This is a genomic window from Enterococcus sp. AZ088, from assembly GCF_051714845.1.
GTDB lineage: Bacteria > Bacillota > Bacilli > Lactobacillales > Enterococcaceae > Enterococcus > Enterococcus faecalis.
The window spans coordinates 2,278,113-2,303,509 of sequence record NZ_JBIOSQ010000001.1; the positions used below are offsets into that span (position 1 = coordinate 2,278,113).

General features: G+C 36.6%; 26 protein-coding genes and 1 tRNA gene. 5 read left to right on the forward strand and 22 right to left on the reverse strand.

Going from position 1 to position 25,397, the window contains the following annotated elements:
* The first annotated feature begins 7 nt into the window (after positions 1–7).
* The 3 genes from IGL17_RS10970 to IGL17_RS10980 all read left to right on the forward strand — a co-directional run bounded on the left by IGL17_RS10970 (position 8) and on the right by IGL17_RS10980 (position 3,324).
* Entirely contained in the window at positions 8–583 is a 576-nt protein-coding gene (locus IGL17_RS10970) for a DUF805 domain-containing protein (protein ID WP_002356327.1), read from the forward strand.
* Positions 584–673: 90 nt separating this feature from the next.
* Positions 674–2,239 carry a membrane protein gene (locus tag IGL17_RS10975; RefSeq protein ID WP_016618025.1) on the forward strand — a complete coding sequence of 522 codons (1,566 nt, stop codon included), beginning with the start codon at positions 674–676 and terminating at the stop codon, positions 2,237–2,239.
* A complete protein-coding gene (locus IGL17_RS10980) occupies positions 2,191–3,324 on the forward strand; it encodes a DUF4950 domain-containing protein (RefSeq protein WP_016618026.1) in 1,134 nt (377 codons plus the stop codon). The genes IGL17_RS10975 and IGL17_RS10980 overlap by 49 nt, the downstream gene beginning before the upstream one ends.
* Positions 3,325–3,583: 259 nt before the next feature.
* Here the strand turns inward: IGL17_RS10980 and IGL17_RS10985 are convergent, their stop codons facing one another.
* The 12 genes from IGL17_RS10985 to IGL17_RS11040 all read right to left on the reverse strand — a co-directional run bounded on the left by IGL17_RS10985 (position 3,584) and on the right by IGL17_RS11040 (position 15,808).
* Entirely contained in the window at positions 3,584–4,648 is a 1,065-nt protein-coding gene (locus IGL17_RS10985) for an FUSC family protein (protein WP_016618027.1), read from the reverse strand.
* A gap of 255 nt (positions 4,649–4,903) precedes the next feature.
* A complete protein-coding gene (locus tag IGL17_RS10990) occupies positions 4,904–5,155 on the reverse strand; it encodes a hypothetical protein (RefSeq protein WP_002403006.1) in 252 nt (83 codons plus the stop codon).
* A gap of 89 nt (positions 5,156–5,244) precedes the next feature.
* Positions 5,245–5,334 (reverse strand) — tRNA-Ser (locus IGL17_RS10995).
* Positions 5,335–5,429: 95 nt separating this feature from the next.
* Positions 5,430–5,579, reverse strand: coding sequence for a 50S ribosomal protein L33 (gene rpmG / locus IGL17_RS11000; protein WP_002356321.1), 150 nt, complete (start codon positions 5,577–5,579; stop codon positions 5,430–5,432).
* A 125-nt stretch (positions 5,580–5,704) separates the two neighbouring features.
* Complete coding sequence (locus tag IGL17_RS11005) at positions 5,705–7,840, reverse strand: peptidoglycan D,D-transpeptidase FtsI family protein (RefSeq protein WP_002359399.1); 2,136 nt, start codon at positions 7,838–7,840, stop codon at positions 5,705–5,707.
* A 164-nt stretch (positions 7,841–8,004) separates the two neighbouring features.
* Positions 8,005–9,942 carry a threonine--tRNA ligase gene (thrS, locus tag IGL17_RS11010; protein WP_002359397.1) on the reverse strand — a complete coding sequence of 646 codons (1,938 nt, stop codon included), beginning with the start codon at positions 9,940–9,942 and terminating at the stop codon, positions 8,005–8,007.
* Positions 9,943–10,338: 396 nt separating this feature from the next.
* Positions 10,339–10,518, reverse strand: coding sequence for a 2-hydroxymuconate tautomerase (locus IGL17_RS11015; protein ID WP_002356318.1), 180 nt, complete (start codon positions 10,516–10,518; stop codon positions 10,339–10,341).
* 118 nt (positions 10,519–10,636) lie between these two features.
* Positions 10,637–11,347: a M15 family metallopeptidase gene (locus IGL17_RS11020; protein ID WP_002356314.1), complete on the reverse strand. Its 711-nt coding sequence runs from the start codon at positions 11,345–11,347 to the stop codon at positions 10,637–10,639.
* 97 nt (positions 11,348–11,444) lie between these two features.
* Positions 11,445–12,557 carry a sensor histidine kinase gene (locus IGL17_RS11025; RefSeq protein WP_002365141.1) on the reverse strand — a complete coding sequence of 371 codons (1,113 nt, stop codon included), beginning with the start codon at positions 12,555–12,557 and terminating at the stop codon, positions 11,445–11,447.
* Positions 12,550–13,254 carry a VanR-ABDEGLN family response regulator transcription factor gene (vanR, locus tag IGL17_RS11030; protein WP_002356311.1) on the reverse strand — a complete coding sequence of 235 codons (705 nt, stop codon included), beginning with the start codon at positions 13,252–13,254 and terminating at the stop codon, positions 12,550–12,552. The genes IGL17_RS11025 and vanR overlap by 8 nt, the downstream gene beginning before the upstream one ends.
* Positions 13,255–13,352: 98 nt before the next feature.
* Positions 13,353–14,798, reverse strand: coding sequence for a L,D-transpeptidase family protein (locus tag IGL17_RS11035; protein WP_002370561.1), 1,446 nt, complete (start codon positions 14,796–14,798; stop codon positions 13,353–13,355).
* Positions 14,799–14,944: 146 nt separating this feature from the next.
* The gene (locus tag IGL17_RS11040; RefSeq protein ID WP_016618029.1) at positions 14,945–15,808 is read right to left on the reverse strand and encodes an aminoglycoside 6-adenylyltransferase; all 864 of its coding nucleotides are present in this window, start codon (positions 15,806–15,808) and stop codon (positions 14,945–14,947) included.
* A gap of 121 nt (positions 15,809–15,929) precedes the next feature.
* Between IGL17_RS11040 and IGL17_RS11045 the strand changes: the two genes are divergently transcribed.
* Complete coding sequence (locus tag IGL17_RS11045; RefSeq protein WP_002359392.1) at positions 15,930–16,511, forward strand: YdcF family protein; 582 nt, start codon at positions 15,930–15,932, stop codon at positions 16,509–16,511.
* Between the two features lie 157 nt (positions 16,512–16,668).
* Positions 16,669–17,613, forward strand: a complete 945-nt coding sequence (locus tag IGL17_RS11050) for an endo-beta-N-acetylglucosaminidase (protein WP_002382461.1) — start codon at positions 16,669–16,671, stop codon at positions 17,611–17,613.
* Between the two features lie 279 nt (positions 17,614–17,892).
* Here IGL17_RS11050 and IGL17_RS11055 read toward each other — a convergent pair whose 3' ends face one another.
* From IGL17_RS11055 to IGL17_RS11100, 10 genes are all read right to left on the reverse strand, one after another.
* Positions 17,893–18,723: a DUF6287 domain-containing protein gene (locus IGL17_RS11055; protein WP_016618030.1), complete on the reverse strand. Its 831-nt coding sequence runs from the start codon at positions 18,721–18,723 to the stop codon at positions 17,893–17,895.
* A gap of 234 nt (positions 18,724–18,957) precedes the next feature.
* Positions 18,958–19,677 (reverse strand): YebC/PmpR family DNA-binding transcriptional regulator, encoded by a 720-nt coding sequence (locus tag IGL17_RS11060; protein ID WP_002356305.1) that lies wholly within the window; start codon positions 19,675–19,677, stop codon positions 18,958–18,960.
* Between the two features lie 86 nt (positions 19,678–19,763).
* Positions 19,764–20,951: a nucleotidyltransferase gene (locus tag IGL17_RS11065; protein WP_002373904.1), complete on the reverse strand. Its 1,188-nt coding sequence runs from the start codon at positions 20,949–20,951 to the stop codon at positions 19,764–19,766.
* Positions 20,952–21,031: 80 nt separating this feature from the next.
* Positions 21,032–21,772, reverse strand: a complete 741-nt coding sequence (locus IGL17_RS11070; protein ID WP_002356302.1) for a class I SAM-dependent DNA methyltransferase — start codon at positions 21,770–21,772, stop codon at positions 21,032–21,034.
* A 1-nt stretch (position 21,773) separates the two neighbouring features.
* Positions 21,774–22,112 carry a ribosome silencing factor gene (gene rsfS, locus IGL17_RS11075; RefSeq protein ID WP_033072556.1) on the reverse strand — a complete coding sequence of 113 codons (339 nt, stop codon included), beginning with the start codon at positions 22,110–22,112 and terminating at the stop codon, positions 21,774–21,776.
* Between the two features lie 46 nt (positions 22,113–22,158).
* On the reverse strand, positions 22,159–22,749 hold the full coding sequence (gene yqeK, locus IGL17_RS11080; RefSeq protein ID WP_002356300.1) for a bis(5'-nucleosyl)-tetraphosphatase (symmetrical) YqeK: 591 nt from the start codon (positions 22,747–22,749) through the stop codon (positions 22,159–22,161).
* On the reverse strand, positions 22,727–23,386 hold the full coding sequence (locus tag IGL17_RS11085) for a nicotinate-nucleotide adenylyltransferase (RefSeq protein ID WP_002379799.1): 660 nt from the start codon (positions 23,384–23,386) through the stop codon (positions 22,727–22,729). The genes yqeK and IGL17_RS11085 overlap by 23 nt, the downstream gene beginning before the upstream one ends.
* 17 nt (positions 23,387–23,403) lie before the next feature.
* Entirely contained in the window at positions 23,404–23,715 is a 312-nt protein-coding gene (gene yhbY, locus IGL17_RS11090) for a ribosome assembly RNA-binding protein YhbY (RefSeq protein ID WP_002356298.1), read from the reverse strand.
* 23 nt (positions 23,716–23,738) lie between these two features.
* Positions 23,739–24,848 carry a ribosome biogenesis GTPase YqeH gene (gene yqeH / locus IGL17_RS11095; protein ID WP_002381381.1) on the reverse strand — a complete coding sequence of 370 codons (1,110 nt, stop codon included), beginning with the start codon at positions 24,846–24,848 and terminating at the stop codon, positions 23,739–23,741.
* Positions 24,845–25,372 (reverse strand): YqeG family HAD IIIA-type phosphatase, encoded by a 528-nt coding sequence (locus IGL17_RS11100; RefSeq protein ID WP_002356296.1) that lies wholly within the window; start codon positions 25,370–25,372, stop codon positions 24,845–24,847. The genes yqeH and IGL17_RS11100 overlap by 4 nt, the downstream gene beginning before the upstream one ends.
* Between the last annotated feature and the right edge of the window lie 25 nt (positions 25,373–25,397).

Consider the following 25,397-nt stretch of genomic DNA (forward strand, 5'->3'; position numbering starts at 1 on the left):
TGTTTTTATGGTTAAAATTGAGGAAAAAGGCAAAGTAACATTTGGACAAGCTTTTAAAGATTATTTTCGTGGATATGTTGATTTTAAAGGTCGGACCACACGTGCTGGTTATTGGTGGATGACATTGGTATTAAGCATTTTAGCACTTATTTTTTATATTGCCATTGTCGGCAAAGCCGTGTCAGCAATTTTAGCAGCTGAATATTTTGAAACCTATGATTTTGGGAACTTATTACCGTTGATGCTTTTTGCACTTGTTTTATGGTTAGCTTTATTATTACCAACGTGGGCAATGTGTGTCCGTCGGTATCGTGATGCTGGGATGACAGGTTGGGGCGTGCTTGTTTTATATCTACTTTCTATTGCCTGTAGCTATACACAAGTTTTCTCTGTTATGTCAACACTGAAATATGATGTTCAAACAGATACTGTGATAACAGGTGGCAGTCCCGTCTTCTTATTTTTCACTCTTGTGATTAGTCTGTTTTTCTTCTTACTAACAGTCTTACCGACAGATAAACTAACAACAACTAGCCAAAATAGCGTCTTACGCTTCTTCTTCCGTTACAAAGAAGTGAAGTAAGGAAAAGTTTTAAGCCTTTCTTTTAAAAGAAGGGCTTTTTTCTTATTTTAAAATCTTTATGATAAAATAAGAGCTAGTCTAGCTAAAAAAATGGAAGGAGAAAATATGGCTACTTTTAAACGGATTCTGAATCTAGAAAATTATATTTTTACTTTTTTTATTTTATTTGTCTTTTACGGCGCAATTAACTCTCCCTATTCTCTGGTAAAAATTCTTTGGGAAAAGCCTAAGCACTTGCTTGTTTTACTTCCTCTATTAATTATTCTATTGTTGATTATTTATAAAAACAAAAAATTTCTTTACACTAAGATTCAAGCGCTCTGGCACTTAATAAAAACCCATGATCGTATGGTTATTATTGGTAGTTTGATCAGTTTATTTTTACTACAACTTTTACTCCTGACGCAGATTACTGTGCCGATTGGCTGGGATGTTTTTGACAACTTTCATAGTATTACCACTGAAAATAAGGATTATTCAAAAATCGTACTTTCTTTAAACCCCAATAACGAATTTTTCTTTTTCATGATGTATTACCTGAATAAATTTTTGCGTTTCATTGATGTAACAGAGAGCTGGAGCAATACTTGGTTTAGTTGGCAAGTGGTTAATTGCTTGTTTATTAATAGCAGTTTATTTCTCTTTTATCATGCCTCTAAACGTGTCTTTAATCCATTAACGGCCTTCGTTGCTTATAGTTTATTTTTTCTTTCTTTCGGATTGTCTCCATGGTTACTAACGCCTTATACAGATACGGCCGTCTTATTGTTCATCAACCTAGTTTTTTTTGCATATAGCCTTTTTGACCAAGTTTCCCATCCCTTCATAAAATATTGTTTATTACTGTTTATTGGAATTGGCCTAGCTTGGTGTTTTTTAATGAAACCTTCGTCTATTATCTTTTTTATTGCATTTAGTTGTATCAAAGTGCTGCAACTTCTTTTAGTAAATCGGAACAAACAGTCTATCGTAAAATTAACCGTGGTTGCTCTCTTTTTACTGACTGGTTTCGCCAGCGCATATTATAGTTTTCAATTTTTTGTGGAAAAACAAACGATTACGGAAATCGATAAAGAACAAGCCAAACCTTGGACACTTTTTGTAATGATGGGTTTGACTGGAACTGGCGGTTACAATGATGCAGATACACAAGCAGTAAATCAGTTGCCTACACAAAAAGCCAAAAAAGCTTATACCATAAAAACGATTCAAGACCGTTTAAAAAATAAAGGATTCTTCGGTTATCTCCGTTTTCTGGCTCAAAAAAATCGTCATAATACTGCCAATGGTGATTTTGACTGGGGTTGGGATGGCGGTGATTTAATCCCAGAAACACCTTCTAAAAATCGTTGGCAAGAACACTTGCGGTCACTGTATTATCCGCAAAATCCCAAAAGTAACTATCTACGAATTTATATGCATTTTTTCTATTTACTCACATTACTAGGTCTATTGTTCAGTATCCCTCTAAAAGATTCAAAAAATAACTACGCGATTTTAAAATTAGCTTTCATTGGAGCTATTCTGTATTTATTGCTCTTTGAAGGCGGCCGCTCTCGCTATCTAATCCAGTTTATGCCGTTTTGGTACTTGTTATCAGCGAGTGGTTGGCTGGGGTTGAGAGAGATTCGAAGATACAAAAAAACAGTAAAATAGAAAAGAGGATTGAGTTAAAAATGAAAAAAAGTTTACTGGGGTTGATTGTTTTTTTATCCTTACTGACCCTTACTTCTTGCAGAAATAAAGTGACCACAAAAGAGCTAATGGCAAACGAGTGGGCCGTAAACTCCAACGTTGATGAAGTAGTAATGATTGTATCATTCAGCGAAGATACCGCTACTTTCAAAATCAATACAGATGAACACACATCAACTGCAAAAAATGATTTGGAAAAAGCAGGCGAAGAATTAGGTAAACAAATTGCAAATAAAATAGAATACAAAGTCAAATACCATCTAAAAAACAATCAAATTCGTTGGAAAAATGAAGGAAAAGAAGTAGCTTACAAGATAAAAAAAGAAAAGCAAAATCTACTTTTCACTCCTACTAAGATAAACAATTCTGATAACCAAACAAAACTAGTTTTGAAACCTTACACAAAGAAAAGTATTGATTCTTCCACTCAAAAAGATAAAACGGAAGAAACCAGCTCTAATTATCAAAACGTCTCATCTGAAACAAACCAATCTACCTCTTCATCTACTACTAAAGAACCGCTACCACAAGTTAGCTTAGCTGATTTTATAGGCGGTTGGGGTATTCCTCAAAGTGATAACTTATTTTTTATAAATGCTGACGGAACACTCACTAGCATAACTCAATCGAATGTTCCTCTTCAAAATGTAAGTTTTTCTGTGGATGAGAATGGTAATCAAATAATGACGTTTCTTTTGAATAATACGCCCCGAACAGTAACGAAAAATAATGATGGTACTTTAACTGTTAATGGACAAATATACACTTATCTAGGTAATATTACGTTGGAACAATTAATTGAAAGAAATAATCAAACTCAACAAGTTTTTGAACAATCTGAACAGCAACCACCACAAAACTCTGATTCTCGTGAACAAATACAAAATTCTAAATCAGACCAACCTATATACGATACGGTACGAAGTGGTGAAGGTGGGCGACAGTTAGCCGAAAGAAATGGTTTAACCTTAGAAGAATTATTAGCATTAAATCCAGGCATTGAAACTTCTGTTTTTTATCCTGGTCAGTCATTACGAATTAAATAGAAATTTAGGTATACTAATAGATAATAGTCTATGAAAGTAGAACTGGACCATCTACCATTTACTTTGGGATACCAGTTGATGGCAATAGGTTTGACGAAGTGGAACTAGACCTTGTACCGACTGGCTCAGCAAAAATTGCGACATTTGATATAGCAGTTGGGCATTGATTAACAGCATGCATATAGTTTGATAATATGGAATATAAACAAAAATGTCTAAGGAGCCTAACATTCTTTCAAGAAAGAATGTTAGGCTCCTTTTATTCAGACAATTTCAGCCACTCTTTGCGATTGCAATAGGACATAGTTTTTACAAAGACAAAATGATAAAGCAAACCGTAAGCTAGCCCCAACATATTTAACAAAATTCTTAAGTAAAGACTTGTTTCTAACCCAAATATCATAGAAGCTGCCATGATAGCACCAACACAATTAAAAATCGTTTTACTTTTATAAGATGTGCATAAGCCTAAACAAAGTCCTCCTAAAATACCAAGTAGGTTCGTTGGTATATAAAATAACAAGATAGCCGATACTAGAGAACCAATAACGACCCCTATTATTCGTTCTTTGGCTCGTTCAGACAATTTAAACGTATCATACCCAGAAAATAATGACGAACTAGCAAATGTTGCCCACATAAAGCGGTCAATCTGAAGGTGCGTTCCTATAAAAAGTAATAAGCTAATGCCTAAAGCGTAATAACCAAACCAAATATTTCTTTGATTAAAAAAACCATTTTCTTTAACCATCTGTATAAAAGTAATCTCCTGATCCAACTTTTTATGTTTCACATGATAAACAAAAGCTAAAAGTAGATAAGCAAACACTAATACAAAGAAAGTTTGTTCTAATTGCTGAAACGATTGATAGTGAACCGTGCCAACTAAATATAAGTAGGAGAACGTATACAAGCCAGGATTACCCATTTTAGGGTTTTTACCAGTTAAGAAAAACAATGCCAGCAAGCAGATAAAATGAAGACCCCATTGTAAAAATGATACAGAAATCAGTGAAATTAGTGGACTAACACCTAGAATTGTTAACACGATTCCTAAACTAAGCAAGGCCTGTTTTTCCCTGTAGCCATATGAGACGAAACGGATACTCAACAGCAAACAAAATAATACAATTGAAAAAGGCGCTACAGCTTTTCCAAAGAAAAAAGTAATCGTCGACACCCATAAAATCGCAAACGAAACTAATAAGATATCCCTTATTAACAAGGCGCGCCAAAAATATCTCCGCTGTTTTTTAGTGTCCGCTTGATGAATTTTTTGTTTTAAAATAAATGGATCTAACTGCAATAATTGATAAAAAGTCACCTAAAATCATCTCCTAAAAATCGACTCTTCTCAATTCATTATTCCAACTTTTCCTTCTATGAAATCATAAGAAAAGTAGTTGTGACGAACATTTTACTACAACTTTTTTTCTGAATCAATACATGCTTTATTTCTTATTCCAATACCTTTCCCGATACGATTTGCTTACTTCATAAAAAATAAGCCTAGAAAAAATCAAAACGATTAATTCTAGGCTCAAAATTAAATAACTGTTGAACAAAAGCTAGCGCTTTTTTACATAAACTTTTCCAACAGATCCATTTCTTTTTCTAATTCTTTTTCATCATACTTGTCATACTTACCAGCTTCGTGTGCAATTTTTTTAATCTCATGAATGGCTTTTTTTTCAACAATCCATTTCTTCATACTATGTTTTTTTGTATCCTCATCTAGCGAGCTCAACTCTTCTAAACTTGCATCCAATTTGTTCAAAACGTCGGCAATTTTTGCTAATGCTTGCGCTTCTTTTTCTTCATAGTTTGACATAATAGACACCTCTTCTTAAGTATTTTTCTACTTTAAGTGTACGTCTCTGTCGTTTTATTTGCAACTAATAACTCAACTGCTTCTCGGTACGGAGGATAAGGGATTCGAACCCTTGCACGATGTTACTCGCCTAACGGTTTTCGAGACCGTCCCCTTCAGCCAAACTTGGGTAATCCTCCCTCTACATTCCATCTACAAATGAACATGTAATGAATCAATAGATAAAAAGCCTAGACCCTTACACAACAAGGATTCTAGGCTCTGTCTAACTAAATTATTTAGTTTCACGGTGTAAAGTAACTTTTCTTTCACGTGGGCAATATTTTTGTTTTTCTAAACGATCAGGATTGTTACGTTTATTTTTATTTGTTAAGTAGTTACGTTCTTTACAAGAAGTACACTCTAAAGTAATGTTTACGCGCATGTTTTCCCCTCCTACTAATAATTGATCTTTCCAAGAGATTTCTTAGACTTGAATATCATACCATTTTTTTTGTCATTTGACTACCCTTTTGGGCAAATTTGTAAAGTAGTTCTACTTTACAAATTTTATTTTTTGTACATTTCCATATACGCTTCTAAAACTTCTTTGGCAATCGTTTGATTTGGTTTGGAAGATTCATCATTTAAGTGTGGTAAAACAACGCTAATTGCAATTTCAGGATTTTCGTACGGCGCATAAGCCACCAAGTTACTATTAACCGTTGTATGGTTTACTCCATTAGCATCTGTTGCTTGCGTTTCGGCGGTCCCTGTTTTAGCAGCAATCGAAAACTTGTCTGATTTTAAACCACGTGCAGTTGTAAAAGGACTAGTTCCATTTACTACATTATAGAAACCTTGTTGAAGAATTCCTATCTGGTCTTCAGAAATATTCACCTTATTCAAAACTTTTGGTTCAATTTCTTTTAAAATTTTTCCTAAAGCTCCATTTTCATCATTGCCATAGATTCCTTCTACCACATGGGGTTGCACGCGGATACCATTATTTGCGACAGTGGAAACGTACTGTGCTAATTGTAACGCGCTATAGGTATCATATTGTCCAAAAGATAGGTCAAGAAGATTACCGCCTTGTGGCGCAGAAGACGAATCCTTAAAGTCCTTGTTTTGAATTCCTGTTGTTTCTCCTGGTATATCAATTCCAGTTTTCGTTCCCATACCATATTCTGCAAAAGCTTTTCTTAATTCTTTAAAGACAGTGTCATCTCCTACTTCATAAGGGAAAATCATATTGGGATAATAATTCACACCCATCATTTTAAAGACTAATTTCATCATATAGGCATTCGAAGAATATTCTAACGCTTGCTCCGCAGTTAATTGCATGGTTGTTCCGCCAGAAGCATTCCACCAAGAAGCTTTTGGATTACTACCTGCTAGTAAAATAGCTTCATCTGTTAAAACGTCATTGCCTTTAATGACGCCTGTTTCATAACCAGCTGTTAAAGTACCTGCTTTCACAACTGATCCAGGAACTTCAGAATTCAAAATAGGTGCTAAAGGATTAGGTGTGACTTCCCCAGTTGCTAAATCATGATGAAATCCGGACATCGCTAAAATAGCACCTGTTTGAGGGTTCATAGCAACGACATATGCATTTTCTGAGTATGGTCCAATGGTTTTGACTATTTGTGAATAGTTTCGTTGTAAAATTTCATCAACTTTGTTTTGGAAATTTGAATCAATCGTTAATTTTAAGTTGGAACCTTTTTCCCCTTTGGAAATTGGGGTTTGTGAAACAATCTTTCCGTTATTGTCTAAAACGACTTCTGATTTTGCTTTTTTACCTTGTAGAACGTCTTCATATTGTTTTTCTAAATAGCTAGTTCCAACACGGTCATTTCGTGCATAGCCTTTTTTCAAATATTCATCGACTTCTTCGGCTGGCAATCCTTGTTTTTCAGTTGAAACGGTGCCCAACAGGCTACGTAATGCGCCACTTTGAGAATAATCACGCGTCCAATCAGTCCCTGTTGAAACACCAGATATTTCCGCTGTGTGTTCACCAATTGTCGCAATTTCACCTTCTGTTACCCCTTCATTCTTGATGAAGACCGTGTTCATTTGTGACGCGGCATTCATTCGTTTAAAAATCGTCACTGCTTGTAAGGTTCGGTCATCAAACGCAATTTCTTCAGGGGTGACTTTTTCAACGGCTTTGGCATATAATGTGCCTTCGTCCGTAATTTTGTTGCCTTTTTCATCTTCTTTATCTTGATCGGTTAAACGGGCTTGGGCTGCTTTTAAATTTTCAGGATTCGCTAACCAATAATCTTTTTTATCACGGTCCGTTAAGTTTGGATCAACTGGAACGTTAATAAGTTCGTTGACTTTATTCGCAATCGGTAAAATATCTTTTCCTTCAATATTTTTTCCTCGTGTGTATGTGATTGCTAAATTAGCTTTGTTAGAAACCAAGACTTTTCCTTGTGAATCATAAATTTGTCCTCGAGGGGATGGTGTCGTGATTTGTAGTGAAGAATTGGCAGTGATTTTTTTGTTAAACTCTTCTCCTTCTACAATCTGTAAATACCCTAAACGAACAATTAATGAAACAAATAAAGTGAATATCACAAAAAATAATAAGTTCAATCGAAAAGGAATATGTGGCTTTCTACCTCGTTGACTCTTTGCTGCGGCATCTGTTTTTTTTATTTTATCTATAAATGAGTTTTTCTTCATACCTCTAGTCCCTTCACTAAAAAGTTTCGCATTCTCATTGTAACAAAAAATAGTCAAAAAATCAGGATTATTCCCAGCTCTAAGGAAATATTTAATTATTTTGTTTTTGAAAAAAGTCAAAAGGACTTCTGAATTCAGAAGTCCTTTTGACTTTTTCCCTTTTTTTAACGGCTGTAATTGTGAACTTCAGCAGCCATGCTGTCAATGAAAATTGATAAATCTTCGACAGACGTTTCTTTGCTTCCATAACGACGGACGTTCACCGTTGCATCTTCCATTTCTTTGTCCCCGACCACTAATTGATAAGGTACTTTTTGTGTTTGAGAGGCCCGAATTTTGTAGCCCATTTTTTCGTTACGATCATCGACTTCAACACGTAATCCTTGTGCTTGTAAACGTTCTTTGATTTCATAAGCATACTCAGAATGCGCTTCTACAGAAACTGGGATAATAGTTGCTTGAATTGGTGCTAACCAAGTAGGGAAAGCGCCTTTGTAAACTTCTGTTAAGTAAGCCACAAATCGTTCCATTGTTGAGACAATACCACGGTGGATAACAACTGGGCGATGTGTATTTTCACCATCTTCGCCAACATAAGTTAAGTCAAAACGTTCTGGTAATAAGAAGTCTAATTGGATGGTTGATAATGTTTCTTCCATTCCTAAAGCTGTTTTTACTTGAACATCTAACTTCGGACCGTAAAAGGCAGCTTCGCCTTCTGCTTCAAAGTAATCTAATTCTAATTCATCCATGGCAGCTTTTAACATCGCTTGCGCTTTTTCCCACATCGCATCATCATCAAAATATTTGTCTGTATTATTTGGATCACGATAGCTTAAGCGGAAACGATAATCCGTAATGTTAAAGTCAGCATAGACTGCCACCATTAACTCCAAAGTACGTTTAAATTCGTCTTTAATTTGGTCAGGACGAACAAAAGTATGTCCATCGTTTAAAGTCATTTCACGAACACGTTGTAACCCTGATAATGCGCCAGATTTTTCATAGCGGTGCATCATCCCTAATTCAGCGATTCGAATTGGTAATTCGCGGTAACTATGAATGTCATTTTTATAAACCATCATATGGTGTGGACAGTTCATTGGACGTAATACCAGCATTTCGCCATCGCCCATATCCATTGGTGGGAACATATCTTCATGGTAATGATCCCAGTGACCAGATGTTTTGTATAATTCCACATCTGCCATAATTGGTGTATACACATGTTGGTAACCTAAGCTAATTTCTTTGTCCACAATATAACGTTCAATTGTACGACGAATGGTTGCGCCTTTTGGTAACCAGAAAGGTAACCCTGAACCAACTTCTTGTGAAACCATAAATAAATCTAATTCTTTTCCTAATTTACGGTGGTCACGTTCTTTGGCTTCCTCGCGCATTTTGATAAATTCTTTTAAATCTTTTTTATCGAAAAAGGCAGTGCCGTAAATCCGTTGCATCATATGATTGTCAGAGTTTCCGCGCCAATAAGCACCAGCTACTGAAAGTAATTTAAAGACTTGAATCCGTCCTGTTGAAGGGACGTGAACACCACGACATAAATCAACAAAATCGCCTTGATCATAGACAGTGATGATTTCATCTTCTGGTAAATCTGTAATTAATTCAACTTTGTAAGGATCATCAGCAAATAATTCTAACGCTTCTGCACGTGAGATTTCTTTACGAACGATTGGGTTATTTTCCTTCACAATTTTCATCATTTCGGCTTCAATTGCAGGTAAATCTTCCGCTGTCACAGGGGATTCCCCATTATCTGTATCATAGTAGAACCCAGAATCAATCGCAGGACCTACGCCAAATTTAATGTTAGGGAAAAGACGACGTAAGGCATTAGCCATTAAATGAGCTGACGAATGACGTAAAATTCCTAAAGCATCTTCATGATCAGGCGTCACGATTTCAAGCGAACCATCTTCTACGATAGGACGATCTAAATCGATTAAAACACCATTGAATTTACCAGCTAAAGCTTTTTTGGCTAAACTGTTGCTAATACTTTTAGCAACATCAAATGTTGTAACCCCAGAATCAAACGGTTTGACAGCGCCATCTGGAAAAGTAATGTGAATAGACATAATAAAATTCTCTCCTTTTAATTTTTTTGATTTGAAGCGTTTCATTGTGTTCCTGTTTTTCACAATGAAACGAAACAGCCACCTGTTCCCCTTGTTAAAAAACAAAAAGTCCTAGTATTCTAACGAATACTAGGACGAAAATATCGTGGTTCCACCTAATTTTGAACACAAATAATCTGTGTTCCTCTAGCGTGTTAACGGTGCGACCGCCTTTGTTTCAACAAAGGTTTCGAAAGTGGTCATCCCTTGTGCCAATCTGGAAAATTTTCAGCCAAGATTTTCCTCTCTAATAGATCGCGGGCAAGTTCAGTTGTCTTTCTCATCAATCATTTATGCACTTATTTAACCACTTATTTTCAGAAAAAGCAAGTGATTCAACAGAAATTCTCTGAAAACTTATTTTTTCCATTCGCCGCCTTGTGCATAGCGGTCTTTTTTCAATTCATTGACAATCACATGGATATTCTCTTTTGGTGCACCAGCATTTTTTGACACAGCTTCTGTAATATCTTTGACCATATTAGTTAACTGTTCTTCTGTGCGGCCTTCAATTAATTCTACATGTACAAATGGCATCTTCGTTCCCCCAATTTAAATTGCTTGTTCTGTTTGTATCATAGAGCGGGTTATGACGCTTGTCAATAAAAAATAGCCTATGTTCAGTAAAAGCTAAGATAGCTTTATTGATAAACAATTAATTATTATTTTCTGCTAAGTATTCTTCTAACGTTAGACTCGCTTTTTGAATCTCTAGTGCTGCTTTTTTACCCACATATCGATAATGCCAAGGTTCATAACTAACACCCGTAATTTCCACTTTGTCTGAAGGATAACGAAGAATAAATCCATATTTATAGGCGTTCTTTGCCAACCAAGCGTAGACTTCTTCGTCAGTAGATCGCTTACTTTGCGCATTTATATCCACTGCTAAACCTACTTCATGTTCACTAGTTCTCGGCACTGCTACCCAACTTTCAGCTGTTTCAATCGCTTCTTGTTCGCTGAATCCTTGATCTTGAAAAGCCTGTACTTTTTCTGCCATAATTTCTTTTTGCTCTTCATTTGTTCGATAACTAGAAGTGACTTCAAGATAGAAGCCTTGTCTTTTGGCATCTTTAAACATCCTGTTCAAAGCTGGATAAATTCGTTTATCCACTGCCTGTTTGTTAGGTAATTTTTTTAATTGGATTTGATAATCTTCAGGAATCTGATGCGTTTGATTTACTAATAATAATTTCCATGATTGATCGCCTTCTTCAGGAGAACTCATTTTTTCCTCTTCCTCTAAACTGAGGGCTTGCTCATTTCCTATTGAAACTATTTTTTTCTCAGCAACTTGTTTAACAGCCATGCCCACAATAAAAAGCCCTAAAATAGCGACACCAATTGTAACTTTAAATTTCATTTTTATTTCTCTCCTCTTTACTTACTTAACAAAATTAGTATAGCAAGCTAGTAAAAAGGAGCCTTCTTTTTTTTCGCAAGAATTTCTAACGATTTTCTTACAAAATCGATAAAGAAATCATAAAGGTAGTTTTTTCATTTTCGCTTTCAGCTGAAAGCACCCCGCCATGCAGCTCCACAATTTTTTTAGCAACCGCTAAACCTAGTCCTGCGCCTCCTCGGTTTGTTTGACGGGCAGTATCTAATCGGAAAAATTGTTCAAAAATTCGGGCTAATTTTTCTGGTGGAACAGTAGGGCCATGATTTGTAAAATAAATATTTACTCGTTGATTTTCATTATCAACTTTAGTGGAAAGAGAGATGGTTGTTCCTGCATAGCTGTAGTTAATGGCATTTTGAACTAAGTTATCAAAAACTCTTTGCATTTTATCGACATCAAGATGAATAGACAAAGCCTCAGTAAAATCTGTTTCAATAGTTAACTGTTTTTGTTTCAACATAGGTAAAAATTCATAACTTACTTGATTTAACATACGATCCAAGCGAACACTCGTCGGTTCTAATTCAATATTCGAGAGATTAAATCGAGCTATTTCAAAAAATTCATTAATCAACTCTTCTAAATGCTCTGCTTTTTCTAATGAAATAGCTAAATATTTTTCTCGTAATTGCGTCGAAATTTCCAGTTCATCATGAAGAAGTGTTAAATAACCAATGACTGATGTTAAAGGCGTTTTTAAATCATGTGCTAAATAAACAATCAAATCATTCTTTCTTTGCTCAGCTTCCTTCGCTTGTTGCTGGCGTAAGTTAACTTCTTGACGGATTTGATTCAACTCTTTGTCAAACTCCATTAAATTTGCTGACAAGGCTATCGGTTCTTCGGAATTCTGATAGAGTTTCCCTGTTGCCTCCAATACTTCTGTTAATTGATTGATGCTTTGCAACCATATCCGAAAAAGAATGATTACTGAACCACCTAGAATTACTAAGCTAATTAAATAAACGTAGTTCTCCTCAATTCCTTTGGCTAAAAGGTAGAGTGGATCTTCCATGCCCCATCTACGTAATCCAAACAAAAAATTACTAAAAAAATACAAGACTGCTGATAACGCCAATATTCCCAAACTAAAAAACAAAAACTTTGTTAGTAGTTGTTTAATCATTCGTTCTTTAAATTGCTGTTTTCCTGTTTTTTTCTTTTCAGTCAATTTTATACCCCACTCCCCAAACAGTTTTAATAAACTTTGGCTTCCTTGGTGGTTCTTTTAATTTTTCCCTTAAACGGCCAATATGTGCCATCACGGTATTTCCATTGTTTTCCAAATATTTTTCACCCCAGATTTCTTCAAACAATATCTCTGCTGGGACTACTTCTCCCTGACGTTCTGCTAAATACCAAAGAATTGAAAATTCTAATGGCGTTAAAAATATATCCTCCCCGTATAGTTTACTTGTATGATGTATTTTATTTATCACCAAACCATGAATATCTATTTCTGTTCCTTCTGTTTCTTGTTGTAGACTCGCCTGTGAATTATATTTACGAAAACGTCTTAGTTGTGTTTTAATACGTGCGACTACTTCCAATGGATTAAATGGCTTTGTAATATAATCATCAGCGCCTAAAGTTAGCCCAGTAATTTTATCAATGTCCTCAATTTTAGCGGTTAAAAGAATAATAGGGAAAAAATATTTTTCCCGTGCTTTTTTAACCATTTGAAAGCCATCAATATCTGGTAACATTACATCAAGTACCGCTAAATCGAACTGATTATTTGCCATTGATTCCAGAGCAGGTTTCCCTCGATAAAATTTTTCTACTTCATAACCGTCACTCGTTAAATATACTTCCAGCAAATCAGCTATTTCTTGTTCATCATCTACTAATAAAATTCTTTCTGCCATGGTTTTGCTCCTTGCTTGTCCATTTATAAATTATCTATTCAACTAAAACAGCACCAAAAAGACTGCTCATTTGCCCTTTTGGTGCTGTAAATAATCATTTATACTTCTTCGCCGTAATCTACAGGTTTATCAAATTCACCTGGTGCATCATCATAGATATGTCCGTAAATAATTACCGGCATTCCGTCATAGGATACGTCAAAGATTTTTGAAACTTCTGTTCCTGGCGTATTGATACAGCCATTACTACCAGCATCGGTTTTAAAGGCTTCTTTATCGCCATACTTATCCAATTTATGGTCGGAGTCATGAATCCCAATTTGTGTGACAACGCCCCCTTGACTTAATAACGGCATCCAATATTTTACTGGCACACTGTATCGAGAACCATCGAGCATTTGACCTTCTAAATTCACATCGGTTGTCCGATATAAAATTGTATGGAATCCTGGTACTGTTGCGGTTCCTTTGTTATATCTGCCAGTAATGACATCTGTGGTGACTATTTTTTTGCCATCAATGAAACAATACATTTTTTGATCTTTTAAATCAATTTCAATGTAATTATTGGCAATTTTACTATTTTCTTTGGTATCACCAACCAACGGAGCAGTGATTGCATTCGTTTGTTCTTGGCTATTCAGCGCGTTTACTAGTAGTTCTTGCGTTTTGGCCCCATCAATCGACCAGCCATAACTTCCATTGTTTTTAAAACGACGTGTCGTACCGTGAACATCTGTAAATAAAACTGGTTGATTAGCAGAACCATATGTTGTTTCTAATTGTGTCACCCAAGTAGTTAGTTTTTCTTTGTTGATTGTGCCATCATCATTCAGCACGTTTTGAATTTGTGTTTTATCAAAGGCTACTTTTTCACCATTAATATCAACTGTAATTGTTTTATTTAACTTGTTATTGAGCGTTGTCAATGTCGCCTTTAACGTTTGATCCTCTTTTGTAATTTCAGGGGCTTTATAAAAATCTTTGGCATTGTATTGATAGTTGCCTTTTCCCGCTTCAACATCCGCAATAATCTGCTGATTTAAGCGCTGTGTGTCCACTACTGTGCCTTGTTCTTCGGGAACAATTTCAAAAGTGCCATTGCCTCGACGGATACTCGCATTTTTGCTTGGTTTCCCCTCTGGAAAACTCAAAGTTGCTAATTTGGCTTCTAGTTCTTTTTTGAATGCCTCGTTTAACGGTAGCTTCACCTTGCTACTGTGTAAATGGTCTTTTAAAAATTTTTGATCCAATTGGTATTTTTTAGGAAGTTGAATTTTTTCTTCTTTTGTCCCCGTTTGAACCACAACTTCTTCGGTTTGATTAACTTGCGCTAATTTTTCTTCCGCTGCATTTACATTTAACCAGCCTACAGAAACTCCATTTACTTTTGTGGTTGGTAAAAAGTGACTTTGAAAATAAACATAGCTGCCCCCAGCAACCAGAGCTAGTCCAACCAAAGAAGTAATAATTACTTTCTTTTTATTATTTTTTCCTGATTTTTGACGACGTGTATTACGCATTTGCATTTCTTCTTTTTTCATTTGTTCATCCTTTATATCAATAATTTTAGGTTTATTTCTTAGAGACTAGGCAACAAACAACTGCGGTAATCTACAATCAAAAAAAGTTCCCTTTCTCTCGCAGATTAATTTTTTCAATTATACACTATTTTTACGTTGTTTTCAGCTTATTTTCCTTGTAAATCCTTTAATCTTAAAGAATTTGTATACTCTATGACTTTTTTTGCTTCTTGTAAATGATACGTAAACTGGGCCATTTTAGCAAAATCCTGAGCGACGACGTCAAAAAAGGCTTGTGTCTTTATTAAGCTGTTCCAACAAGCTTCTTTACTAGAAAAATCTAGCAACGATGCTAATTGATCCATCGTGTCAGGAGTGACATAATTTCTCAGATACTTAAATTGTTTCCCAACAGAAATTGGCTCCGGTTCCTGCCAAGCCGCTTGCCAAGAAAGCAAGCGCAACAGTTCCTGCTGACAATATTCATAGAGATGTGTGACAGCGTAAAATAGTTCATTCCGACAAAGCCCCTTAACTACATACGTACTAACCCACCAAAATTCATTGCAACAATCGTTAAACTGCTGCTGATTCGGAACTGTTACTGTATAATTTTTATCAGATGCTACAGGTAAAGGCGGCAAATTTTCATCTTTGTCTAACAAGATAATTGCTAAAGAATCTCTTTCATGCCAATTATCTTTTTCTGCGAGAGGACACAACGTTAAATCGATGCGTTGACCATCTTCAAATAACATTAAAAATGTTTCCCGCGTCTTCGGTTCTGTGGGAAATAAGGTCATTTCCTTGGGACGTTGCATAATTAATGGTTGTCCAAATTTTGCTATCCACGTTGCTGTTTCAAAAAACTCAGCACATGGTTCTACAATATAAACAATGTCGAAATCTTGAAAACTATCTTTTGGCGCTTTCACATTCGTACGAGAACCCACCATTCCCACGGCTCGAATGTGTTCTTCTTGTTTTGCTACATCCATAATAAGTTGAAACATTTCTTCTTCTGTACGCATTCACTCGCTCCCTCTCTTCAAAAGTTTCTATTAAAACATAGATTTTTTTATAAGTCTTTTGTTTTCTATCGCTTTTTCTATGGTACTTCGTATACACTAACATTACAAGGAGGGATGTTTCATGCATTGGTTAAAAATAACAAGTTTATCCATTGTCAGTTTTGGCTTTTGTATCCTTTTGATTTTAGGTCTACTTATTTTTACTGGCAAAAATACGCAACCCACCGATAAACCAGATGCTATTTTAATTTTAGGGGCCCGTGTTTTAGGGACGTCTAAAGAAACCGCACTGCCCAGCCGTGTTTTGCAAGCTCGGTTAGATGTGGCTATCCCCTATATTAAACAACACCCCGAGACACCCGTTATTGTTAGCGGAGGGCAAGGAGCAGATGAGCCGGCTACGGAAGCCGCGGTTATGAAACAATACTTGCTAAATAAGGGTGTTCCAGAAAAACAGATTCTCTTAGAAAATCGTGCCACACGCACCAAAGAAAATATTGTCAATTCACAAAAACTCCTTTCTTTTAAACGGCTAGTGATTGTTACTAGTGACTTTCACATGTACCGCTCGCAACTTTTAGCCAAGCGAGCAGGCATCTCAAATGTTTCAGGCATCACTGCGGCTTCTTCTTTTCCAAAAGATATCAAAAATTTTGGTCGAGAGCTGCTTTCTTTAGGCTATGCCTTACTCTTTGATTGGTAAAAGAGCGTCCTTCGCAAGACCATTTTGCGAAGGACGCTTTTATATTCTGTGGATTTGCTCACTTTTGTTCTCTTCTTCTTGTGTTTAAATTATAAAAATGATAACATATCTTTGTTAGCGCTTACAAATAATATTTATTTTATAGGAGGAGAAAGTTATGGGGCATCAATTGAGCACTCATTTTTTTAACAAGAAAACAGGGATTATTTCAACTTTTTTAAGTTTGATACTTTTAGTCGGTGGTTTACTGTTTGCACTACCTGCATTTGAAGTACAAGCAGCATCAACTGTTACACCTAAAACAGTCATGTATGTAGAAGTAAACAACCACGATTTTAACAATGTGGGAAAATATACTTTAGCTGGAACCAATCAACCTGCTTTTGATATGGGGATTATTTTTGCAGCCAATATTAATTATGATACGGTCAATAAAAAACCTTACTTATATCTAAATGAACGGGTCCAACAAACTTTAAACGAAGCTGAAACACAAATTCGTCCAGTTCAAGCACGCGGCACTAAAGTCCTATTGTCTATTTTAGGCAACCATGAAGGCGCTGGCTTTGCTAACTTCCCAACTTACGAAAGTGCGGATGCCTTTGCAGCTCAATTAGAACAAGTCGTTAATACGTATCATTTAGATGGTATTGATTTTGATGATGAGTATGCTGAATACGGAAAAAATGGAACGCCTCAACCAAATAATTCTTCGTTCATTTGGTTACTTCAAGCCTTAAGAAATCGCTTAGGCAATGATAAATTAATTACTTTTTATAATATTGGACCAGCGGCTGCGAACTCTTCTGCTAATCCTCAAATGAGTTCTTTAATTGATTATGCTTGGAACCCTTATTATAGTACCTGGAATCCGCCACAAATTGCGGGGATGCCTGCTTCTCGTTTAGGTGCTTCTGCCGTTGAAGTTGGTGTCAATCAAAATCTAGCTGCGCAATATGCTAAACGTACAAAAGCGGAGCAATATGGTATCTATCTAATGTATAACCTCCCAGGAAAAGATTCATCTGCGTATATCTCGGCGGCGACACAAGAACTTTATGGTCGAAAAACGAACTATTCACCAACTGTTCCAACACCTTAATTATTATCTCGTGTCTACAAGCGCCAACATGTAAAGAGTTAAAAGCCAGCTTACTACAAGCTGGCTTTTTGGTATCTTGAGTGAATCGTTTTACACAAAAAAAGACCCGCCCTTTGGGTAAGGACGGGAAAGGAGTTAAAAATGAAAAAGTGTTTTGTGTTGTTAAGGTTGTTTGTTGATATGCTTATATCTTACAAACTAAATGTGAAGATTTTGTGATCATTTCATTCTTATTTTGCTACTTTTATAGGAATTAAATAGATTGCCACGAGACTATCTTTAGTTGCCTCGTGCATCCGTTATTCTGACTGCTCCTTGTGGTGATACTCTGTAAAAACCGACAGTTCCTGTCCCTCCATTTGCAACCATCTGTTTCGATTGGGCTCTAAAAAAGAAGTCATTTCCATTCATACCCAAAAATCCAAGGTTCGTATCATTATTTTCTGCATCAGTCAGTGTCTTTCTAATATATGTCTCTGCTTTTTCTTGTGTATCGATGATTTTTGCCTCTTCATTTTGGTCTTGATTTTCCTCTTCAGAAGAACGATAGTAATACTCTTCCGCAGGATAATTTCCACTATCTTGAGTAATTAACAATCGTGGTTTCGTCTTATCCGATTGGTCGCCGTTAGGATTTTCAACACCAATTTTATATAATAATAACGCAGCACCAGTAGGCCCCCACCTAATACTTAAGCTTGTAATTGGTCGCGACTCATCAGTAGGTGAATCCTTCGTAATCATTCCTCCGGTATTTGTACTACCATCAGGATGAATGATCAAACTCTCTCCTTTACCATTTTTCCATGTTCCAACTAAAGTAGTAAAATCGCCAGCATTAATCGCTGTAGTATCTAAATCAGCTGTGGTTAGCTGACTGTTGTTTTCATCAGCTGCAGACTCTTCACTTTTCACTGATTCGTTAAACTCGATACTGCTACTCGCTTGTTCGTTTGTCTTATCAATTGTTTCACTCGTTTTTTCATTCGTCTCTTCAACTTTAGAGGATGCCTCCGTTGAAGCGGTTACTTTCTTTTCTTTTGGTTCCCGACAAGCAGTTAATGATAAAACCGCTAGCCCGACAAAAAACGCGAACATTCCCTTTTTCACGCCTATTCACCCCGTTCAATGATCTATCTTACTAGACTATTGTACTATTAATTCAACTGTTTAGACAAATATTTATGGAACAGACAAAAGTTGAACCTGTCATTGAATGCTTTGTGTCACATGGACCTATCAATCAACTTTCTTTTTTCTATGTATTATATGAAAAAAAGTGAGCCATCAGTCAAAATGACCGATGGCTCACTTTCTAAATCTTCAAATAAACGAACAAATGGATTATTCAGGTAAATCTACATTATGATGGACTTTTTGAACATCTTCTAAATCTTCTAAAACGTCTAACATTTTTTCAAAGTTCGCTAAATCGTCGCCTTCTAATGTTACTTCGTTTTGTGGAACCATTTCTAACTCAGTAACCGTGAATTCTTCAATGCCTTTTTCTTTTAACGCTTCTTGTGCATGGTGGAAATCTTCTGGTTCTGTGTAAACGATAATTTGACCGTCTTCTTCAACAACATCGCGAACATCAATGTCTTTTTCCATTAAGTATTCTAAAATTTCATCCGCATCGTCACCAGCAAAGCCAATGATACCTGTATTATCAAACATATAGGAAACAGCACCGCTGACACCCATGTTTCCGCCGTTTTTACCAAATGCGGCCCGCACATCTGCTGCTGTTCGGTTCACGTTGTTCGTTAAAGCATCAACAATGACCATTGAACCATTTGGCCCAAATCCTTCATAGCGTAATTCAGAATATTGTTCATCTGCTGAACCTTTTGCTTTTTCAATAGCGCGATCAATAATATGTTTTGGTACATTGTATGTTTTGGCGCGTTCGATTACAAACCGTAATTTTTGGTTTGCATGAGGATCAGGGTCTCCTGACTTCGCTGCTACGTAAATTTCAATCCCGAATTTTGCATAAACACGGCTATTGTTTGCGTCTTTGGCAGCTTTTTTCTCTTTAATATTTGCCCATTTACGGCCCATATTCTCACTTCGCTTTCTCTGATTTGTTGTTAGTATCTTATCCCTTGTTTATTATACTGGGGAAACTGATTTTTGTTAAGTATTTTTTAGGTATCTGGCGAAAATCGTAAGGGAAACCGACCAAAATTTTGTTCTTTTAAAGAAGAATCTCCCATCTGGTATAGTTGATTGGCGCGAATATCTAACGAAAGCATTGCGCGGTTTTCTTTAGATACTTTGGAAATTACCGGCAATTGAATCTGTGCTTTGGTTTCTTTTAGATAAGCTTGTCCCTTTGGCGTAAATCCTAGCACATGGAGATAACTGTTTTGCCAAACAGTTTCAACTTCTTCTTTGGTCATATTTAACAATATATAGGTTGCTAATCGTTGCAACCTTGTCCAAGTATAACGCTTCGTTTTCATACGTTCCATTAATTCGTGAAAAGAACCTGCTGCTTGGATTTGATCTTTTAGTCGATATTCAAGTCCTTCCGTCATTTGGTAAATGGCTTGTAACTCTTCTAACGAGGATTGAACAATTTTATACTTTAGGAAGGGCCAATAGTTTTCCCATGAAATCATTGTCTGTGTTTGTAAATGTTGTGCGGTTATAGAAGGAACCGTTGGCAGCACTTGCGTTATTTCTTGTTGAAAAACACTTTGCCTAATCGCCGTGGCGCTAGCAACTTTCCCAGAAATCGTTGCATCATGAAAGCCCGCTTGTTTTCTAGCAATTGGGTAGAGCGTCATCGGGGTTGGATACGTGGCATTTTCCTTTGCATAACTCATCCCCAAAATATGATTAGGCGAAGAAAAATCGAACCTGCTTTCAGGATATACTTGACGAAAAACAGTAGTCATTTTTTGTGGATAACTCAATTGTTTGTCTGTCAATGCGTGGAACGTTTGATCAATTAAGGATTGATTTTCTTGGACAAACTGGCCGAAAGCCGCATAATCAATTGCGCTTGTACTATCTGTTCCAAAACATAAGCTCTCACATTGCAACGCCTGCAATAACTTTATACCGCCTTTGGCAAAGTAATCCGCAGACTGTACCGACCAAGCTGTCGGCAATTCAATGACTAAATCCACACCATTTTGCAAAGCTTCTTCTGCTCTGGCCCACTTATCTAGTAAGGCTGGTTCTCCTCTTTGTAAAAAATTCCCACTCATTATAGCAATTACTACTTCAGCTCCGCTTTGTTGGCGAGCTTGTTGGGCATGATAGCGATGTCCATTATGAAAGGGATTATATTCCACGATAATGCCACAGGCTTTCACTCTAGCCACCTCCGTTATAAAAAAATGGACTTATCAGCAAAGAGACAAACGTTTTTAAGCGCTGTCCCAAGCTCATAAGCCAAATCTTATTAATCTCTTTGACAAACAAAGAACCAGCGTTCACTTGTTTCAGTTGGTGCTTCATCTGTAAAGTCTGCATAAACTTTGACGTTCATGAAACCAGCACTTTCTAACATTCGTAAATAGTTATCTAACGAATAGGTTCGTTCTTGATGCAATTCATCATACCGAACAAAGTGCTCATCTGTTTCCTGTTCTTTCACAAAAAATGTTAAGAAATGTTCGATGCTGTGTTCTTTTTCACCAGCGTAACTATCCCATAGAAAAGCAAATTCTTCTGTTTGATAATGATAGCTATATTCTGGAAAAACTGAATCAATTTTGTAAGTAGAATGAACATCAAAAATGAACGTTCCTTCCTCTTCTAACGCTTGATAAACTTCATCGAACACTTGTTGTACTTCTTGGCGATTAGCCATATAGCACAGTGAATCAGAAAAACAAGTGATGGCTTGGTATTGTCCCACTTCAGATAAATCTAGCATATTTCCCTGAACAAATTGAACTGGCACTTCTTCTTCAAAGGCTCGTTCACTAGCAATCATCAACATTTCTTCTGATAAGTCTAAGGCCGTCACATCATAACCACTTTTCGCAAAATCAACTGCTAAAGCGCCTGTACCACAAGCCATTTCAAGAATTTGTTGGGTTCCTTGTGGGAGATGACGATTGGAAAAATCCAACCATTTTTGGTATAGGCTTTCGTCCATCACTTCGTCATAGACGAAAGCAAACGTTTCATAGGCCATTTTAGTCGACCCAAGCGCTTAGATCAACCATTGGGGCATCTGACCATAATTTTTCTAAGTTGTAAAAGGCACGTTCTGAAGATTGGAATACATGGACAATAACATCGCCTAAATCGATTAAAATCCATTTTCCGCCTTCTTTACCTTCCACACGCTTGACTTCTACTTGATTTTTGGCTTCTTGTTCGTTAATTTCATCAACAATCGCATTGATTTGACGTTCACTATTGGCTTGGCAAATTAAAAAATAATCTGCTAATAATGAAATCTCTCTTACGTCTAATGCGACAATTTCTTCTGCTCGTTTTGAATCTGCTGCTTTGACAGCAATTTCTAAAATTTTCTGGCTATCTATGATAGTTCCCTCCTAGTAATTCTTTCTTCTTTTATTTTTGATTAACGACCCATTGATTGTAGGTCTCTAACGTTTTTGGATAAATTTTATGTTCTTGTTCAATCAAATGTAACAAGGTATGTTTCGTTTCATAAGCAACCGCTGCATCTAAGTCAACAAGGGCAATTTCACGGGCTTCTTTCACACCTGGAAAATCACGTCCTGGTTCAATGTAATCTGCGACATAAATAATTTTATCTAGCAAGCTCATCTTAGCAGCCCCAGTTGTATGCACACGAATTGCCTGCAAGATTTCTTCGTCATCAATGGCTAATTCCCGTTGAACAATATCCGCCCCAACTAAGCCATGCCAAATTTCATTGCCATAGTTTAATAAAGCCAAATCAAAACCATCTCGGCGAATAATCAACTCGAATTCATCGTTTGGACGTTCTTTGGCGTAATCATGCGTCAAAGCAGCAATACTTGCTTTGGCTTCATCGGCACCATATTTCGCTGCCAAGGCCACAGCTGTTTCCTCGACTCCTAACACATGGCGAAAGCGACGTTCACTCATTTGCATTTGAACTTTTTGCATTAATAATTCACGTTGTGCAGCATCATAATTTGTTATCCAGCTCATCTTGATACAGTCCCTTCTCTTGAATATAGTTTATCACATTCTCTGGAAGAAGATAGCGTGTTGAGCAACCACTTTTGACTTTTTGTCTAATCAAAGTGGAACTAATCGCCATCTGCGGAACATCGACCCAAATAATTGGATAGGTAGATTCCGTTGGATAATTAGGACGCCGAATGCCGACAAATTGAACTAAATGGAGTAAGTCATCAATCCGATGCCATTTGGGCAAGTATTCCACCATATCTCCACCAATTATAAAATAATAATCAGTATCTGGATTGGCTTCTTTTAAAGCTTTCATCGTATCATACGTGTAACTTTTGCCTTTGCGAATTAATTCAATTGGCTCAATATCTAAGCAGGGATTATCAGACACCGCTAGTTCTAACATTGCTAACCGATGTTCGCTGCTAATTGTTTTCTTTTCGTCTACATGTGGTGGTAAGTACGTAGGCATTAAGTAAACTTTGTCCAAACCTAGTTGATTTTGAACTTGATCGGCCATGACAAGATGTGCTAAATGAACGGGATTAAAATTACCACCTAACAAGCCGACTTGCTTTCTTGTTTGAAAACGTAACGGTTCCTCTTGCAAGAGAACGTCCGCTCCTTGACGCGCTTGTCTTTTTTCTCCCATTGTTCATCCCTCCAATATTAAATCTCTTTGACTGCTGCTGAAATTTTTTGATATTTTTCTTTACTTGATGGCTTGAATAAGACCAACACGCGACCAATAATTTGTACCACATCGCAATGAATGGCTGCTGTTAGTTCCTCTGCAACCTCTTCTGCTACTTCATCTGTATTTTGTAATAACGTAATTTTAATCAATTCACGTTTTTCCAACGCTTCATCAATTTGTGTAATCATTGCGTCATTCAAACCACCTTTGCCTACTTGAAAAATAGGTTGTAAATGGTGTGCCTGACTACGTAAATAACGTTTTTGTTTTCCTCTAAGTTTCAAATTGTTTGCCTTCTCTCTAAAATTTAAATTAATGCTTTTCTACGTAAAACATCGACACCTTTAGGCGCCCAACCAGCGACTACACCAGGTTCTGTGACAGTAATCCAACCTAGACCAGCAAACACAATATCCGTTTTTTCTTTCACGGAAAATTCAAAGCGCACTAATTCAGGAAACTCAGCGACTTCATCGGCACGTGGGGGCTGCAATAAGCCACCAACATGTTTTTCATAAAAAGCATCGGCGGTTGCTGTTTTTGTTCGGTGTAAATTTAAGTCATTGGAAACGTAGGCAATGAAGGAACTTTTAGCACCTTGGACATAATCAAAGCGAGCCAAGCCACCTAAAAACAAGGTTTGTTCAGCATTTAATTGGTAAACTTTTGGTTTGATTTCTTTTTGCGGTGCAATAATTTTCAAGTCTTTTTTACCTAGGTAATGTGCCATTTGATGACGGTGAATAATTCCCGGCGTATCGATTAAGAAGTGGCCATCGTCTAATGGAATTTCAATTTTATCTAGCGTTGTTCCAGGAAATTGTGATGTCGTAATCACATCTTGAACACCCACTGTTTGTTGAATGATTTGATTGATTAATGTTGATTTTCCAACATTGGTCACACCTACGACATAAACGTCTCGGCCTTCACGATATTTTTCGATTGTATCTAATAACTCTTGCATTTCTTGTGGTTTCTTGCCACTTGTTAGTAAAACATCAACAGGGCGTAATCCTGCTTCATGGGCCCGTTCTCTCATCCATTGAACCATTTTAGGTTTTTTTAATGATTTAGGCAAAATATCCACTTTATTGCCAACTAACAACACAGGATTATCTCCGATAAAACGATGTAGTCCTGGAATAAGAGAGCCATTAAAGTCAAAAATATCCACTACGTTCACAATCAGTGCATCTTCTGTTCCTAAACCATTCAATAAACGTAAAAAGTCATCATCTGTTAATTGGACATCTTGAATGTCATTATAATGTCTTAAGCGAAAACAACGTTGGCAATAAACTTCCCCTGTTTCCATTCCTTTTTCGAAAGCTGTTTTTGGTGTATAGCCTAATTCATGAGGATTTTCCGTTTGGATAATCGCACCACAGCCAATACAATGAATTGCCTCTGTCATTCTAATCCGCCTCTCCATGTCATTTCTGGATGTTTTTTTGATAAGTATTTCATAATTTTCCGTTCAAAGAACCGATTGATTCTAGTATTCCAGCCATCTGTATCGACAATCGGTTGAACTAAAACATTGCGTATACCCGCTGCGTTAGCTCCCCGAATATCTGTCATAATCTGATCGCCGACCATTAACATTTCAGATGGCTTCAAGCCTAATTTTTTTTCTGCTAATTTGAAGCCACGTGCGGTTGGTTTCAAGGCACGTGCTACATAATCTAAGTCAAACTTTTCAACAACGCGTTTAATCCGGCTGTCTTTGTTGTTTGAAACAACAAGGACGGTAATTCCTGCATTTTTCATCTCTAATAACCAAGTTTTTAATTCTTCTGTTCCATCGGGATTATTCCAAGCAATTAACGTATTATCTAAGTCAGTTAGTACTGCCTTAATCCCCAGTTTTTTTAATTGTGCGGGGGTAATTTTATAAATCGCATCAATCATCCATGTCGGTTTATATTTTGAAAACATCGTGACTCCTCTCACTGACACTATG

Excerpts from the sequence above, each read along its gene's own strand:
- yqeK (WP_002356300.1), bottom strand. The coding sequence starts at position 22,749 with ATGAGCTGGATAACAAATTATGATGCTGCACAACGTGAATTATTAATG.
- yqeH (WP_002381381.1), bottom strand. The coding sequence starts at position 24,848 with ATGACAGAGGCAATTCATTGTATTGGCTGTGGTGCGATTATCCAAACG.
- IGL17_RS11045 (WP_002359392.1), top strand. The coding sequence starts at position 15,930 with ATGCATTGGTTAAAAATAACAAGTTTATCCATTGTCAGTTTTGGCTTT.
- vanR (WP_002356311.1), bottom strand. The coding sequence starts at position 13,254 with ATGGCAGAAAGAATTTTATTAGTAGATGATGAACAAGAAATAGCTGAT.
- IGL17_RS10975 (WP_016618025.1), top strand. The coding sequence starts at position 674 with ATGGAAGGAGAAAATATGGCTACTTTTAAACGGATTCTGAATCTAGAA.
- IGL17_RS11035 (WP_002370561.1), bottom strand. The coding sequence starts at position 14,798 with ATGAAAAAAGAAGAAATGCAAATGCGTAATACACGTCGTCAAAAATCA.
- IGL17_RS11085 (WP_002379799.1), bottom strand. The coding sequence starts at position 23,386 with ATGGGAGAAAAAAGACAAGCGCGTCAAGGAGCGGACGTTCTCTTGCAA.
- IGL17_RS10970 (WP_002356327.1), top strand. The coding sequence starts at position 8 with ATGGTTAAAATTGAGGAAAAAGGCAAAGTAACATTTGGACAAGCTTTT.
- IGL17_RS11100 (WP_002356296.1), bottom strand. The coding sequence starts at position 25,372 with ATGTTTTCAAAATATAAACCGACATGGATGATTGATGCGATTTATAAA.
- rpmG (WP_002356321.1), bottom strand. The coding sequence starts at position 5,579 with ATGCGCGTAAACATTACTTTAGAGTGTACTTCTTGTAAAGAACGTAAC.
- IGL17_RS11005 (WP_002359399.1), bottom strand. The coding sequence starts at position 7,840 with ATGAAGAAAAACTCATTTATAGATAAAATAAAAAAAACAGATGCCGCA.
- thrS (WP_002359397.1), bottom strand. The coding sequence starts at position 9,942 with ATGTCTATTCACATTACTTTTCCAGATGGCGCTGTCAAACCGTTTGAT.
- IGL17_RS11015 (WP_002356318.1), bottom strand. The coding sequence starts at position 10,518 with ATGCCATTTGTACATGTAGAATTAATTGAAGGCCGCACAGAAGAACAG.
- IGL17_RS11020 (WP_002356314.1), bottom strand. The coding sequence starts at position 11,347 with ATGAAATTTAAAGTTACAATTGGTGTCGCTATTTTAGGGCTTTTTATT.
- IGL17_RS11070 (WP_002356302.1), bottom strand. The coding sequence starts at position 21,772 with ATGGCCTATGAAACGTTTGCTTTCGTCTATGACGAAGTGATGGACGAA.
- IGL17_RS11050 (WP_002382461.1), top strand. The coding sequence starts at position 16,669 with ATGGGGCATCAATTGAGCACTCATTTTTTTAACAAGAAAACAGGGATT.
- IGL17_RS11040 (WP_016618029.1), bottom strand. The coding sequence starts at position 15,808 with ATGCGTACAGAAGAAGAAATGTTTCAACTTATTATGGATGTAGCAAAA.
- IGL17_RS11060 (WP_002356305.1), bottom strand. The coding sequence starts at position 19,677 with ATGGGCCGTAAATGGGCAAATATTAAAGAGAAAAAAGCTGCCAAAGAC.
- IGL17_RS10990 (WP_002403006.1), bottom strand. The coding sequence starts at position 5,155 with ATGTCAAACTATGAAGAAAAAGAAGCGCAAGCATTAGCAAAAATTGCC.